At 72.5% G+C, this 12,760-nt stretch carries 11 protein-coding genes and 4 tRNA genes; 5 read left to right on the top strand and 10 right to left on the bottom strand.

Features of this window, described 5'->3' with window-relative positions; genetic code table 11:
* Nucleotides 1-57 precede the first annotated feature (57 nt).
* The 3 genes from CAE01nite_RS05445 to CAE01nite_RS05435 form a co-directional block, all read right to left on the bottom strand.
* A complete protein-coding gene (locus CAE01nite_RS05445; protein WP_146901094.1) occupies nt 58-426 on the bottom strand; it encodes a fluoride efflux transporter FluC in 369 nt (122 codons plus the stop codon).
* The gene (locus CAE01nite_RS05440; RefSeq protein ID WP_146901091.1) at nt 423-962 is read right to left on the bottom strand and encodes a fluoride efflux transporter FluC; all 540 of its coding nucleotides are present in this window, start codon (nt 960-962) and stop codon (nt 423-425) included. Before CAE01nite_RS05440 ends, CAE01nite_RS05445 begins: the two co-directional genes overlap by 4 nt.
* Before the next feature lie 193 nt (nt 963-1,155).
* Nucleotides 1,156-1,227, bottom strand: a tRNA-Val gene (locus CAE01nite_RS05435).
* Nucleotides 1,228-1,402: 175 nt separating this feature from the next.
* Here CAE01nite_RS05435 and CAE01nite_RS05430 point away from each other — a divergent pair.
* A complete protein-coding gene (locus CAE01nite_RS05430; RefSeq protein WP_146901088.1) occupies nt 1,403-1,831 on the top strand; it encodes an SsgA family sporulation/cell division regulator in 429 nt (142 codons plus the stop codon).
* Between the two features lie 105 nt (nt 1,832-1,936).
* Here CAE01nite_RS05430 and CAE01nite_RS05425 read toward each other — a convergent pair whose 3' ends face one another.
* Complete coding sequence (locus CAE01nite_RS05425; RefSeq protein ID WP_146901085.1) at nt 1,937-2,800, bottom strand: aminotransferase class IV; 864 nt, start codon at nt 2,798-2,800, stop codon at nt 1,937-1,939.
* Between the two features lie 4 nt (nt 2,801-2,804).
* Nucleotides 2,805-4,010, bottom strand: a complete 1,206-nt coding sequence (locus CAE01nite_RS05420) for a chorismate-binding protein (RefSeq protein WP_371862885.1) — start codon at nt 4,008-4,010, stop codon at nt 2,805-2,807.
* Between the two features lie 151 nt (nt 4,011-4,161).
* On the opposite strand from CAE01nite_RS05420, the gene CAE01nite_RS05415 reads away from it, so the two are divergent.
* The 3 genes from CAE01nite_RS05415 (at nt 4,162) to CAE01nite_RS05405 (ending at nt 4,462) form a co-directional block, all read left to right on the top strand.
* A tRNA-Gly gene (locus tag CAE01nite_RS05415) sits at nt 4,162-4,233 on the top strand.
* 51 nt (nt 4,234-4,284) lie between these two features.
* A tRNA-Cys gene (locus tag CAE01nite_RS05410) sits at nt 4,285-4,355 on the top strand.
* Between the two features lie 32 nt (nt 4,356-4,387).
* Nucleotides 4,388-4,462, top strand: a tRNA-Val gene (locus CAE01nite_RS05405).
* A gap of 159 nt (nt 4,463-4,621) precedes the next feature.
* On the opposite strand, the gene CAE01nite_RS05400 is transcribed toward CAE01nite_RS05405, so the two are convergent.
* Together CAE01nite_RS05400 and CAE01nite_RS05395 are read right to left on the bottom strand one after the other, a co-directional pair.
* Nucleotides 4,622-6,145, bottom strand: a complete 1,524-nt coding sequence (locus tag CAE01nite_RS05400) for a threonine/serine exporter family protein (protein ID WP_146901082.1) — start codon at nt 6,143-6,145, stop codon at nt 4,622-4,624.
* Between the two features lie 109 nt (nt 6,146-6,254).
* Nucleotides 6,255-6,545 carry a hypothetical protein gene (locus CAE01nite_RS05395; RefSeq protein WP_146901081.1) on the bottom strand — a complete coding sequence of 97 codons (291 nt, stop codon included), beginning with the start codon at nt 6,543-6,545 and terminating at the stop codon, nt 6,255-6,257.
* 970 nt (nt 6,546-7,515) lie between these two features.
* On the opposite strand from CAE01nite_RS05395, the gene CAE01nite_RS05390 reads away from it, so the two are divergent.
* Nucleotides 7,516-7,992, top strand: coding sequence for a DoxX family protein (locus CAE01nite_RS05390; RefSeq protein WP_146901078.1), 477 nt, complete (start codon nt 7,516-7,518; stop codon nt 7,990-7,992).
* An 825-nt stretch (nt 7,993-8,817) separates the two neighbouring features.
* On the opposite strand, the gene CAE01nite_RS05380 is transcribed toward CAE01nite_RS05390, so the two are convergent.
* The 3 genes from CAE01nite_RS05380 to CAE01nite_RS05370 all read right to left on the bottom strand — a co-directional run bounded on the left by CAE01nite_RS05380 (nt 8,818) and on the right by CAE01nite_RS05370 (nt 12,632).
* Nucleotides 8,818-9,561: an NADPH-dependent F420 reductase gene (locus CAE01nite_RS05380; protein WP_146901076.1), complete on the bottom strand. Its 744-nt coding sequence runs from the start codon at nt 9,559-9,561 to the stop codon at nt 8,818-8,820.
* Between the two features lie 162 nt (nt 9,562-9,723).
* A complete protein-coding gene (locus CAE01nite_RS05375; RefSeq protein ID WP_281285560.1) occupies nt 9,724-10,824 on the bottom strand; it encodes an alkene reductase in 1,101 nt (366 codons plus the stop codon).
* Between the two features lie 302 nt (nt 10,825-11,126).
* The gene (locus CAE01nite_RS05370; RefSeq protein WP_146901070.1) at nt 11,127-12,632 is read right to left on the bottom strand and encodes an MDR family MFS transporter; all 1,506 of its coding nucleotides are present in this window, start codon (nt 12,630-12,632) and stop codon (nt 11,127-11,129) included.
* Nucleotides 12,633-12,760: the final 128 nt, after the last annotated feature.

The raw sequence follows: 12,760 nt of genomic DNA, 5'->3' as shown, positions 1-12,760 counted from the left end.
GTGGCCGACGGGACCGCCGTGGGCCGGGCGGACCGTCCGGCGGCCGCCGGGACCCCGCTACCGAAGGAGCTGTCCGCAGCCGACGCCCAGCGCGGCGAGCGCGACCGCGGCGACCAGCATCCCCACCGCGTTGACGAGCGCCGCCCGCCACTGCCGGCGCTCGAGGAGCAGGGCCGTCTCCACGCTGGCGGTGCTGAACGTGGTGTAGCCGCCGAGGAAGCCCGTCCCCGCCACGGTCCACGCCGTCGACGGCAGCCCGCCGGCGAGCCAGCCGGTGAGGAAGCCGAGCGCGAACGCCCCGGTGAGATTGACGACCATCGTGCCGACCGGGACCGCGGAGCGGGACCGCGCACGCAGCAGCCCGTCGACCACGAACCGGGCTGCGGCGCCCGCCCCGCCGGCGAGCGCGACGACCAGGACGATCACGGCTGCTCCCCCGGCGCGACGGCGGCGGGGCCGGCGGCCTCGGGTGCCGATCGCGCGCGCTCGAGCCGCCGTGCGCCGGTCGCCCCGATCCGCAGGCCGCCCAGCGAGGCGGCCAGGCCGAGGACCGCGGTGGAGAGCGCGTACGCGAGGGCCGTGCCGTCCCGGCCGGCCGCCAGCAGCCCCTGCGTCTCGACCGCGAGCGCGCTGTAGGTGGTGAAGCCGCCGAGGAACCCTGTCCCGACCAGCAGGCGGACCTCGCGGCGGCGGCCCTCGTCGGGGCCGCGCAGCGCGAGCCACCCCAGCAGGACCCCGAGCCCGAGCGCGCCCACCACGTTGACGCTCCACGTGCCCCACGGCCACGTGTCGTCGGGCGCCAGAGAGCTCACCGCGTAGCGGGCGGCGGTACCCAGAGCGCCACCGGCGGCCACCACGGCGACCAGCCGCGGACTCCGGTGGGCGGGGCTCCGTGCCGCAGCGGCCTCGCCGCGGTGGGAGCGGTCGGGCCGGTCCGGCCGGTCCCCGGAGGCGTCCGTCATGACCGCCCCCGCTCTCGCCGTACCCGAGCCACGCGACCCGCCGCAGGCCCCGACGAGGCTAGCGAACGGCCGTCGCGGCGGCCGGGTCCCGTCGGGCTGCCGTCGTCCGGCCGGGCGGATCGAGGGCCGGCCGCAGCACCTGCGCACATAGGTCAGGCCCCACCAGAGGTGGGGCCTGACCTGGGACGACGTGTGGGCGATACTGGGTTCGAACCAGTGACCTCCTCGGTGTGAACGAGGCGCTCTACCACTGAGCCAATCGCCCGTCGACGCCCGTGCGGAGCGGTCCGCCCGGCGACGGGAGATACGTTAGCGGAGGCGGACCGATATTCCGAACCGGTGACCCCGCACCCCGCCACCTGGGTGAAACAAGCCCGTAACCATGCCGTGCGGGCACTGACCTCGCGTAATCTCCGGACTTACCCGAGAAGGAGGCGACGATGGCAGTCCGCCCGTTCGACGTCGTCGAAGTGGTGACGATGCAGCTAGTCCTGTCGGACGCGTCCGTGCTCGGCGTGACTGCGGAGCTCGGGTTCCGCGCCGCCGACCCCTACACCGTCCGTGCCGTGTTCACCGGCCCGCACTCGATGTCCACGTGGCTCATCGGGCGCGAGCTGCTGGCCCAGGGCATCCACGCCACCCAGGACGCACCCGCCGGCACCGGCGACGTGCGGGTCTGGCGCGACGACGACCCCGCGTACGTGCTCATCTCGCTCAGCGGGGTCGAGGGCGATGCGCTCCTGGCCGCACCGGCCGAGCCGGTCGAGCGGTTCGTGGAGACCACGCAGCAGCTCGTCCCCTTCGGCGGCGAGAGCAGCCGGATGGACCCGGAGATCAGCGCCCTCATCGCGGCCCTGCTCACCGCCTGACCCCTGCACCGGCGCGCCCCGCCGCCGCAGGAGACGAACGACCCCTGGCCGACGGCGTCCAGGGGTCGTTCGTCGTCCGCGGACGGCCCACGTGGGCCGGCCGGGTCAGGGGTCGACGTCGTCCGCCAGCCGCGTCTCGAAGAGCTTCTGCGCCTGCACGCTGAGCTCGCCCGGACCGACGTCCGTGCCGTCGAGGTTGGCCACCGGCTGCACGTTGCGCGTGGACGACGTGAGGGCGAGCTGCGCCCGTCCGGCCAGGACGTCGTCGAGCACCTCCATCCGCAGCTCGCCGGGCGCCGACTCGCGCACGGGCATCCCGTCCGCGGCACACCACTCGAGCATGAGCTCGCGGGTGATCCCGGCCAGGCAGCCGCTGGACAGCGGCGGGGTGAGCAGCTCCCCGCCGACCTCGACGACGACGTTGGAGCCGGTCCCCTCGCACAGGTCCCCGACGGTGTTCGCGAACAGCGCCTCGTCCGCGCCCCGCTCGGCCGCGTACGCCAGCGCCACCACGTTGTCGGCGTAGGACGTCGTCTTCAGACCCGCGACGGCGGAGCGCTCGTTGCGCACCCACGGCACGCGCGCGACCCGGGCGGTGCGGGCGGTGCTCGCCGGCGCCGCGACGACCACGACGGTCGGCCGCTCGCTGCCGGCCGGCAGGCGGTTGGAGCCGAGCGGCCCCGGTCCGGCGGTGACCGTGATCCGCACGCGGCCCATCTCCGGACCGCCCGCCTCCAGGACGGCGGCCACCGCGGCGCGGATCTCGTCTTCGTCCGGGGCCGGCAGCCCGAGGCCGGTCGCCGAGCGCTCCAGCCGGCGCAGGTGCCGGGTGAGGGCGAACGCGCGGCCGTCGTGCACGGCGCACGTCTCGAAGACGCCGTCCCCCACCGTCAGACCGTGGTCGACGGCGGTCACCACCGCCTCGTCCTCGCCGCGCAGACGTCCCCCGGACCAGATCACGATGCTCATGGCGTCAGTCTGGCGTGCCGCCCGGCGCCGAGGCCAGGGCGATCAGGCGCCGCGCCTTGAGCTCGGTCTCCTCCCACTCCGCCGCCGGGTCGCTCCCCCACGTGATCCCCGCGCCGGTACCGAAGCGCAGGGTGCCCGGCGTGCCGGTGCCCGGTGCGCCGGTGCCCGGTGCGCCGGCGCCCGGCGGATCGGCCGTCCACCAGAACGTCCGGATGCCGACCGCGAGCTCGGCCCGCCCGCCGTCCGCGTCGATCCACCCGACGACGCCGCAGTACGGGCCGCGCGGGACGGGCTCCAGGTCCGCGATGAGCCGCAGCGCGGCGGACTTGGGCGCCCCGGACACCGACCCGGGCGGGTACGTCGCGTCCAGCACCCGGGCCCAGAGGTCCGGCGCGGCCGCGACACCGGGTGCGAGGCGTCCCTGCACGGTCGAGACCAGGTGCACCAGGCCAGGGTGCTCCTCGACGTCCAGGAGCGAGCTGACCTCGACGGTCCCGGGGGCGCACACCCGCTGCAGGTCGTTGCGGACGAGGTCGGTGATCATGACGTTCTCGGCACGGTCCTTGGCGGTCAGCCCGTCCGGCGTCGACGCCGTCCCCTTGATGGGGGCGGAGGTGAGGACGCCGTCGTCCAGGCGGAGGAACAGCTCGGGGGACGCGGTCACCACCCAGGTGGCGGGCAGGCCCACGCCTGCCGGGACGTGCACGCCGCCGGCGAAGGGCGCCGGGTTCCCCGCGGCCAGGACGGCGGAGAGCGCCTGCGCCGACGGCTCCCGGCCCGCATACCCGGCGAGCGGGGCGGACAGGACGCGGCACACGTTGGCCTGGTAGACGTCCCCGGCGCGCACGGCCTGGCGGACCCGTTCGACCGCGGCGACGTAGCTGGAGCGGTCCAGGGAGGTCGTCCAGTCGTGCGGGCGCGGTCCGGACGAGGCCGCCCAGGGCGCCCCCGCACGGGCCGGCGGGGCGACGTCGGCCCCCGGTGTGGCGCGGCTCACGTCGGCGAAGCGCCACGCGCGCACCGGTCCGCCGAAGTCCCCCACCACCGCCCAGAACCCGCCGCGGGCGACGGTGGCGGCGTCCGCGCGCAGGTCCACGCACTGCACCGGACGCCGGGCCCGCACCCCGGCGAACCACGCCTGACCTGCGCTTTCATCCCGACCCGTCCCTGCGGGGGCGACGGCGTCCCGGCGGTCGGTGGGTCCAGGCACGCCGTCACCGTACTGACCGGCCCGGACCCCGCGGTCCCCCGGCTCGCCCCGTCGGCGTCCGGGGGGCCGGTTGGACTCTCACCGAGAGGGTCGGCTAAAGTCTGGGACGCGCCCAGCGCACCGGATCGAAAGACACGGTGGGTCGGGACGTGCGGACGTGGCTCAGTGGTAGAGCATCACCTTGCCAAGGTGAGGGTCGCGGGTTCGAATCCCGTCGTCCGCTCGGTGGTCCGACTCCTGGTCGGTTGGCCGGCTCGCGAGAGCCGGCCCGCACGGTGGAGTGGCCGAGAGGCGAGGCAGCGGCCTGCAAAGCCGTCCACACGGGTTCGAATCCCGTCTCCACCTCGTAGTGAGCAGCTCGACAGGTAGTACCGCACGGGCGATTGGCGCAGCGGTAGCGCGCTTCCCTGACACGGAAGAGGTCACTGGTTCGATCCCAGTATCGCCCACCAGCAACACAGCAGGTCAGAGGCCCGAACCGGATCCCCGGGTCGGGCTTTCTCCATCCCCGTACGTCATGGGCGCCTCGACAGCCCACGGCTTCCCTGCCGGGTCATCGGTTCTGACGACCCGATCTGTCGGCTGACCCTCCTGCTCTCTCTCCGGGGACCTCAGCCGACTCCCCGCCGGCCGACGAGGGCACGCAGGCGGTCGCTGGTCGTGCCGAGCCCCGAGCCGATCGCGAGCCCCGACAGCACACCGACCGAGATGGCCACCATCGTCGCGGCGGCGGTCACGACGGTTCCCAGCCCCTGAACCTGGCCGCCGGCGACGGTGGTCAGCCCCACGAGGCTCAGAGCACCGGGGACCAGCAGCCAGAAGGCGGGCAGGATCGCGACGAGCATGGGCGGCCCCGCTGGCCGCGCCGCCGCGAACATCGCGACCGGCGTCATCGCCAGTGCCCCGACGAAGGCGGACACGGCTCCGCCGAAGAACACCCCGCCGACCACCTGCCCGGCGTAGGCCACGAGGAGCACGAGGAGGATCCACCCCACCGCCTCCCGCCGGACGCAGTGGTGCAGGCAGACGCCCAGGCCGTAGAGCAGCACGCCGACCCACGGCCACACGAGCTGCGGCTGACCGCCGGACGCGCCGGCCAGCACGGCCGACGGCACCCCCACGAGGTTCGCCGCGCCGGTGATTCCCAGCGCGAGGAGCAGCAGCTGCATGCCGCCGCCCGCGAGCCGTGCCGCGCCCGCCACCATGTGCCGGGTGGCCAGGTCGATCGCCCCGGTGGTGAGCAGCGCCCCGGGGAGGAACGTGACCAGCGGTGCGATCATCGCGACGCGCGCGCTGGTCTGCAGCCCTGTCCGGGACAGGAGCAGAGCCGCGCAGGCGACGCCGAAGGCGCAGCCCAGGACGACCAGCGACTGGTAGACCGAGGCCCATCGACCGGCGCCGACCTGAACGGCGGCCACGCCCGCGCCGAGCGCCCCGGCGAGCAGGACGTCGACGAACGAGCCGCCGAGGACGAGCGCGAGGCCGGCGGCCAACCCGACGTACCCGACCAGCCGGCTCGCCGGCCGGTACGGAGGCTCCACCTCGAGCAGCTCGGCGAGGCGGGCCCGACCGTCGTTCGGGGTGAGCTGTCGGCGCTGGGCCTGCTCGGCGACCTCCAGCACGCCGTGCACCTGGTCGATCCGCAGCGCCCGTGAACCCGCGCCCGCGGCCGCGGTGTGCGTCGTGCCGTCCTGCGAGGAGGAGATCACCAGGGCGGTCGGCAGGATCACGGTCTCGGCGGCGCTCGCCCCGTTCACCGCCGCCACGCGGCGCAGGGAGTCCTGGACCTGCACGACGGGGGCCCCGGCGTCGAGCATGGCGCCGCCCAGGGCCAGCAGGAACGCCACGAGCTCGGCGTCGCTCCGAGCCGCCGCACCGGTGGGACCGGCGACGTCGTCGGCCGCCGCCGGACCCTCGACGCTCCGTGTGGGCACCGTGGGGACCGACGTCGTCCCCGCCGTTCCGGCCGTCCCTCGCTGCTCCGACGCCTCGGCCCGCCGGGCGCGGCGGGCTTGCCGTTGGACCAGCAGGACCCCGAGCGTCGTCAGCACGAGCACCAGGACGGCGGCGAGCACCATCGTCGCCGGGATCTGCGACGTCGTGACCGACGGCGGCACCGGCGCGGGTAGTGGCACCTGCGTGACCGTCGACGGCGACGGGGACGGCACGGTCGTCTCGGGTACGGGCTCCGGGACGGCGGACTGCGTGGGCTCGGTGGTGGCCTCCGGCTCTTCCGAGGGGACGTCAGTCGGCTCGGTCGTCGATGTCGATGTCGATGTCGACGTCGGGGTCGGTGTCGGGGACGCTGGTGCCTCGGTGGGCACGCCGGTCGCCGAGGGTCCGGGTGAGGCGGTCGGCGACGGGGACGGCGTCGGCACGACCGAGCCGATCGATGCGGGCGTCATGGGCCCATCGTGGTGCCCGGGCGCTGCCCGGTGCTCGGTGCCACGACGTCGACCGGGACCTGCGCCGGGCGCGGAGCGGGACGGACTTCGAGTGGTTCGTCCGCACACCCGCGCGACGGACGGTCGCCACGCTGCTCGAGGATCACGGGCTGACAGCCGCGGTCGATCGCGGACCACCTCAGGCATGCCCGCGCCTCCACGACGCACGCCGTCTACATGGGCCGGCGATCACCTCGTGCGGATGTCGCCCGGAGCCTCGGCACGGGGCTCAACGCCGGGACCGGTGAGCACGTGGCCCGCACGTGGACGACGTCGTCCCACACGCAGCTCCGCATCCCCATGCCCCGATGTTCAGCGAGCCTCATCGCGATGGCGCAGGTCCCGCCAGCCGACGTCAGCCCGGGGCGCTCTCGCCCCGAAGACTCCATGTGCCGGCACGGGTCACCGGGAGCGGTGTCGGCGCGAGCTGACGGCTCGGCGGGACCTGCACGGGCCATGTCGTTCTGGGACCGATCCCCCGCACTCGCTGCTCAAGTCGGCCACAGGCGGGTGTGCCCGCCGGCGACGGATGACCGCAACACCGTCCTCCCGCCCTGCCGGGTCGTCTCCACCATCCGCCGTGGACGCGACCCGGCGGTCCGCGCACGCCGGCCACCCCTGCTCGGTGCTTCCTGGTCGTGGCGGGGGCAGCAGCTCGAGCGAGAGCGCGAAGCGGACCCAGGCGGCGAGCTCCCCTCGGCCCGGCCCTGGGATGTCCTGGCATGCGGCGATGGTTCCGTCCGAAGGTTGAACCGACAACCAAACTCGTGTAACGTCGCCGCGAAGGTTGTAGGTACAACAATGTATGTCGGAGCGGCCTCAGGGGGACGGGTCAGCATCATCGGCCTCGGCCACACGAGCCAAGCCCTCGACACCGGGTCCCTGCGCCACGCCCGCGAGCCCGAGGGGATCGGCTCCCCGGACATCACCTCGCCGCCGGCGAGGAGATCGTCCGGACCGGCGGGTTCGCCGTCATCGCCAGACATCCCCTCCCCCGCGGCGCCCAGCGCCGCCCCCGCCTCGATCGGCCCCGCGCACGAACCACGAAAGGCACCTTTCTCATGCTGACCAACCGTCCCTGGACCAAGGACGTCGCCCTGTTCATCGCGCGCATCGCGCTCGGGGTCGTGTTCATCGCGCACGGCGCCCAGAAGCTGTTCACCTTCGGCATCGCCGGCACCGCCGACTCCTTCGCCGGCATGGGCGTGCCGGCCCCGCAGGCGTCCGCGCTCTTCGCCGCGATCGTCGAGCTGCTCGGTGGCGCCGCACTCGTCGTCGGCGCGGGGGTCGCCGTGGCCGGGCTGCTGCTCGTCCTCGACATGCTCGGCGCCTTCATGCTCGTTCACGCACCCAACGGCGTGTTCATCGACGACGGCGGCTTCGAGCTCGTGGCTGCTCTCGGCGCCGGAGCTCTCGTCCTGGCCGTGGTCGGCGCCGGCCGATTCAGCATCGACCACCTCATCGCCGAGCGCCGCGACGCCCGGCGATCGGGCACGACGGCGCACGCGGTCACCGACAGGACGTCCATGACCGCTTGATGAGCGCGACCGTCACCCGGTCGGGCTCAACCACGCCGGGCTGTTCGTCGCGGACCCGGACTGCGCCGAGCCGGTTCCCCACGCAGGTCCCCGGCACCGTCGGGCTGTACCACCTGGCATGGCAGCTCGACGCCGTCGATGAGCTCGCCGCGGCGCGGCGGACGCTGATCGACGCCGCCCTGTGCCGACCACGGAACGGGGCCCTCCGAGGTGCCGTATCGCGCGAGCGATCACCGGTGCCGGAGGGCCCCGCTGCCGTCGGTCGACGACGACCACCCGGACGCGATCGAGGTCGGAGATCTTCCCGAACGGCGTGCCGGTGTCGCCGTCGCGCTGCGAGGTGACCCGGACCACGGGGATGTGCGTCCCGGGCTCGGTGGACGTGTACGTCGCCGTCAGGCCCTTCACGAGGGGGCTCGAGGTGGCCGTCTTGACGGGGAAGGCACCGGTGCCCTGGACGTCCCATGCGGCGCTCACGGTTGTGCCGGTACCCGGCGGCACCTTGGCGTCGAGCGAGAAGGCGACGGGCTCGCCGGCTCGGACCTGGGTGTGCTCGCCGAACCTCTTGACGGACAGCGCCACCACCGGCTGGAGGCCCTGACGGGCGGGCGCCGCCTCGGGAACCTCGATCTGGTTGTCCGCGGTGACGCGGTACCTCGTGCGGCCCTCGGTTTCGTACGGCTGTTCAGCCCGCCGTGCGAGCGGGGCGGAGCACGAAGTCGTCGTACCGGTGGATCAACGCCACGACGGCCTCGCGGCAGATCGATTCCTTCGGCCTCGGCGACGTGGACATCGGGTTCGACGCGATACGGCTCGGAGGACGGCTCAGCTGTAGCAAGCGCGATTGATCGCCACGAGGAAGCGGCCGCTCACGCTGCCGCCAGCACGGGCGTACTCGCCGATGACTGTCATCGCGAGGTCCCGACGCTGCGGAACTCGTTCCTTGTCCGCAGCGGTCAGCCAGCGCGGCATCTCCTCGAGCGTCCGATCGGTGCAGTAGACGGGCGCACCGGGTTGCTGGCGCCACGACTCGGCGAGGACACCCGCGTCGAAAGCATCGAAGCCGGTCTGCTCCACCAGAGCCATGGCGACCCGGCGATCAGCATCACGGTCCGCCGCCACCGGAATGGCCACGCGAGCAGGATCGCCCGGGTCCGAGGACTTCGTGTCGAAGGACTGCGAGGTGATCGCATTCCACGCCTTCGCGATGGGGCGCCCGAACAGGTCCGACACCCACACGCTCTCGGGTAGGCCCTCCTCGAACTCCTGCACCGTCCCGTCGCGCATCGGGTAGTAGTTCGAGGTATCGATGACGATCGCATTCTCCGGAGCAGACCGGACGTGAGCGGCGATGTCCCCGTTGCGGTTCATCGGGACCGAGACGATCAGCACGTCGACACCCTTCACGGCGTCTGCAGCAGTCACGGCCCGCGCTCCGGTACGAAGAGCGGACTCGCCGATCGTCTTGGGGCCGCGGGAGTTTGCGATCACCACGTCGTGCCCGCATCGGCTCAGACGTCGCGCGATCGTCGAGCCGATCGAACCCGCACCGATGATTCCGATGTTCACGGGACCTTCCTCCTTCTGAACGCTTCTCTGGATGGTGTACCGCGCAGCTGATGTCGAGGTCAGATCACTCGGGCACGGAGAGGTTCACCAGGGCGTGTGGTGGACCGCGCACTGCGTGGCGCGGACCTGTGGTCACTTCTACCGGGGCCGGCACCCCGACGGTCAGCTTGCCGCGCGGTCCAGCGCCTCGGCCTCGTCGTGCGTCGGGTAGTCGGTGTAGCCGATCGCCCCGTCTGCATAGAGCGTGGAGAAGTCGAGCTCGTTCTCCTGGAGCTCGTCCTTCCAGCGGCGCACCAGGTCGGGGTTCGCGATGACGGCGCGCCCCACCACGACCGCGTCGGCCAAGGAATCTTCCATCAGGGCGAGCGCCTCGTCGCGGGTGGTGGCCTCAGCGAATCCGGTGTTCACGAGGAAGGCGCCGCTGAACCGAGAGCGAAGTCCCTGCACCAGGGCACCGGCAGGTTCGGGGTGCAGCACGCTGACGAACGCCAGGCCGAGCGGAGCAAGGGCGTCCATGAGGCCGCCGTAGACCGCGTCGACGTCTGCCGGGTCGTTCTCGATGAGGCCCTGGATGTTGCGTTCGGGCGAGATGCGGATCCCGACGCGGCCCGCCCCCAACCGGGCGGCGACGGCCTCGACCACCTCGACGACGAGCCGGATGCGGTTCTCGGGCGTTCCGCCGTAGGCGTCGGTGCGTACGTTCGACGTGGCACCGAGGAACTCGTGGAGCAGGTAGCCGTTGGCGGCGTGCAGCTCGACGCCGTCAAACCCCGCGTCCACCGCATTCTGCGAGCCGCGCACGAAGCTGTCCACGATGCCGGGCAGCTCATCGGTGTCGAGCGCGCGCGGAACGGGGTAGGCCACCTTCCTCCCGGCCGCACGGGTCTCGCCGTCGATGGCGAGCGCGCTCGGCGCCTCGACGGGGAGCCCGGAGATGTCGGGATGGGTGGCACGGCCGGCGTGCATGACCTGGGCGACGATCAGCCCTCCCTGAGCGTGCACCGCGTCGGTGACCTTCCGCCAGCCGGCGAGCTGCGGGGCGGTCACGAGCCCGGGCTGGCCGTCGAAACCCTTCCCGGCGGGGCTCGGAAAGGTGCCCTCGCTGATGATGAGACCGACGCTCGCGCGCTGCGCATAGTGGTCGACCATCACCTCGGTCGGTACACCATCGGCGCTTGCGCGAGTGCGTGTCAGAGGTGCCATCACGATGCGGTTCGCCAACGAGAGGTCACCGGCTTCGAGAGGGGAGAAGAGGTCGGGCACGTGGGATCCGTTCGTCGGGGCAAAGGAGGGAGATGATCGCCGTCGAGCACCACTCGCAGCACAAGCCGGTAGCGGTCGAGGTCTATTCCTGCCGGGTCGGGTGTTCCACGGCACTGCCGTCGCCGTCGCCGGTGAAGTTGCGCCCGGAAGGCCGTGCTCGACGAGTCCTGGGTTCGAGGTCAGTGCGTCGCCACAGCGCTGGACTCGTCGGCACACGAGGCTCGCGACCATGCCCCAGGACACTTTCGACCGAGTTCCTCGAGCGAGGTCGGCAGTCGCCCACGCCCATTCCGACGTGACTGTCAGTGCATCGTCGGGGCGGGCGTTCCTCCGACCGTCTGCGGCTTGCGGATGAAGAAGCTTGCGGCGATGGCGAGCAGGCTGATGAGCGCTCCGACGAAGAACGCGCGCCCCACTCCGGCTGCTGTGGCGTCAGTCGCGTTGGCACCCTCGGCGAGGCGAGCCGCGGCGCCTGTGGAGAGCAGCGTCACGAACAGCGCTGTGCCGGCGCCTCCCATGACCTGCTGCACCGTGCTGAGGATGGCGCTGCCGTGGGAGTAGAGCCGGGGCTCGAGCGAGCCGAGGGAGGCGCTGAACAACGGGGTGAACGTCATCGCAAGGCCGATGCTGAGGATGACGTGGACGACCGGGATCATGAACGCGGGAGTTCCCGCGTGCAGCGCCGTCGCCATGGTCCACAAGGCCCCGCTGACCAGGACCGAGCCGCCGACCAGAAGCGCCCTCGGACCGGCGCGGTCGTAGACGCGTCCGACCAGCGGCGACAGGACGCCCATGATCAGGCCGCCCGGCAGAAGGAGCAGCCCGGTGGTCAGAGTGTCCAGGCCGAGGACGGACTGCATGTACATCGGCAGCAGGATCAGGCTGCCGAAGAGCGTGATGCTCGACACCGCGATCATCACGATGGAGATCGTGAAGTTCTTGCTGGCGAAGGTGCGCAGGTCCAGCAGCGGCGCGGACACGTGGGCCAGTCGCACCTGACGGCCGATGAACAGGGCTAGCGCGACGACCCCGACGGCGACGGGCACCAGCGGGGAGACCGGCTGCGATTCGTGGGAGGCGCCCTCGCCGACGGCGGACAGCCCGTAGAGCAGCCCACCGAACGCGAGAGCGGACAAGATCACCGACAGCACGTCGAGCGGGACCTTGCGGGGCTCGGTCACGTCCTGGATCTTCACGGCGCCCAGGACGAGCGCGGCGATGGCGATCGGCAGGACGAGGATGAACATGTACCGCCAGTGGAAGGCCGCCAGGATGACCCCGGAGATGGTCGGGCCGATCGCCGGGGCGACGGCGATCACGATCGAGATGTTGCCCATGGTGCGCCCGCGTGCGGCTGCCGGGACGAGGGTCATGGCCGTGGTCATCAGCAGCGGGAGCATGATCGCTGTGCCGCTGGCCTGGACGACTCGCGCGGCAAGGAGGACGGCGAACCCGGGGGCGACGGCGGCGATCAAGGTGCCGATGCTGAACAAGGTCATCGCCAGCAGGAAGATCTGCCGGGTGCGGAAGCGCTGGAGCAGGAACCCCGTGACGGGGATGACGACGGCCATCGTGAGCAGGAACCCGGTCGTGAGCCACTGAGCCCGTGTGGCACTGATGCCCAGGTCGCTCATGAGTGTCGGCAGGGCCACGCTCATGATCGTCTCGTTGAGGATGACCACGAAGGCCGAGACGATCAGGATGCCGATGACCAGGCGGTTGCGGGCCGCGTGCGGATCACTGCCGGCAGTCGCAGTGGCGTGCGCCGCTGTCGAGGACGTCGATGGAGCTTCGGCTGCTTGCGTCACGGTAGGTCCTGTCGTTGTGCGTGAGGTGTGGGGACGCGCCGGGGCGTACCGCCGGGCACGCGTCCATGTACCGGGTGTGAGTCCAGAGCAGAACGTGGGCAAGGGAAATCCGCGCCGCTGCTCGATCA

This window comes from Cellulomonas aerilata (assembly GCF_007991755.1).
GTDB classification, from domain to species: domain Bacteria; phylum Actinomycetota; class Actinomycetes; order Actinomycetales; family Cellulomonadaceae; genus Pengzhenrongella; species Pengzhenrongella aerilata.
This window is presented reverse-complemented; position numbering and strand designations above follow the sequence as displayed.

Bases quoted from the DNA above. Each gene is read 5' to 3' on its own strand.
- CAE01nite_RS05425 (WP_146901085.1), bottom strand. From the start codon at position 2,800: ATGAGCATCGTGATCTGGTCCGGGGGACGTCTGCGCGGCGAGGACGAG.
- CAE01nite_RS05390 (WP_146901078.1), top strand. From the start codon at position 7,516: ATGCTGACCAACCGTCCCTGGACCAAGGACGTCGCCCTGTTCATCGCG.
- CAE01nite_RS05430 (WP_146901088.1), top strand. From the start codon at position 1,403: ATGGCAGTCCGCCCGTTCGACGTCGTCGAAGTGGTGACGATGCAGCTA.
- CAE01nite_RS05440 (WP_146901091.1), bottom strand. From the start codon at position 962: ATGACGGACGCCTCCGGGGACCGGCCGGACCGGCCCGACCGCTCCCAC.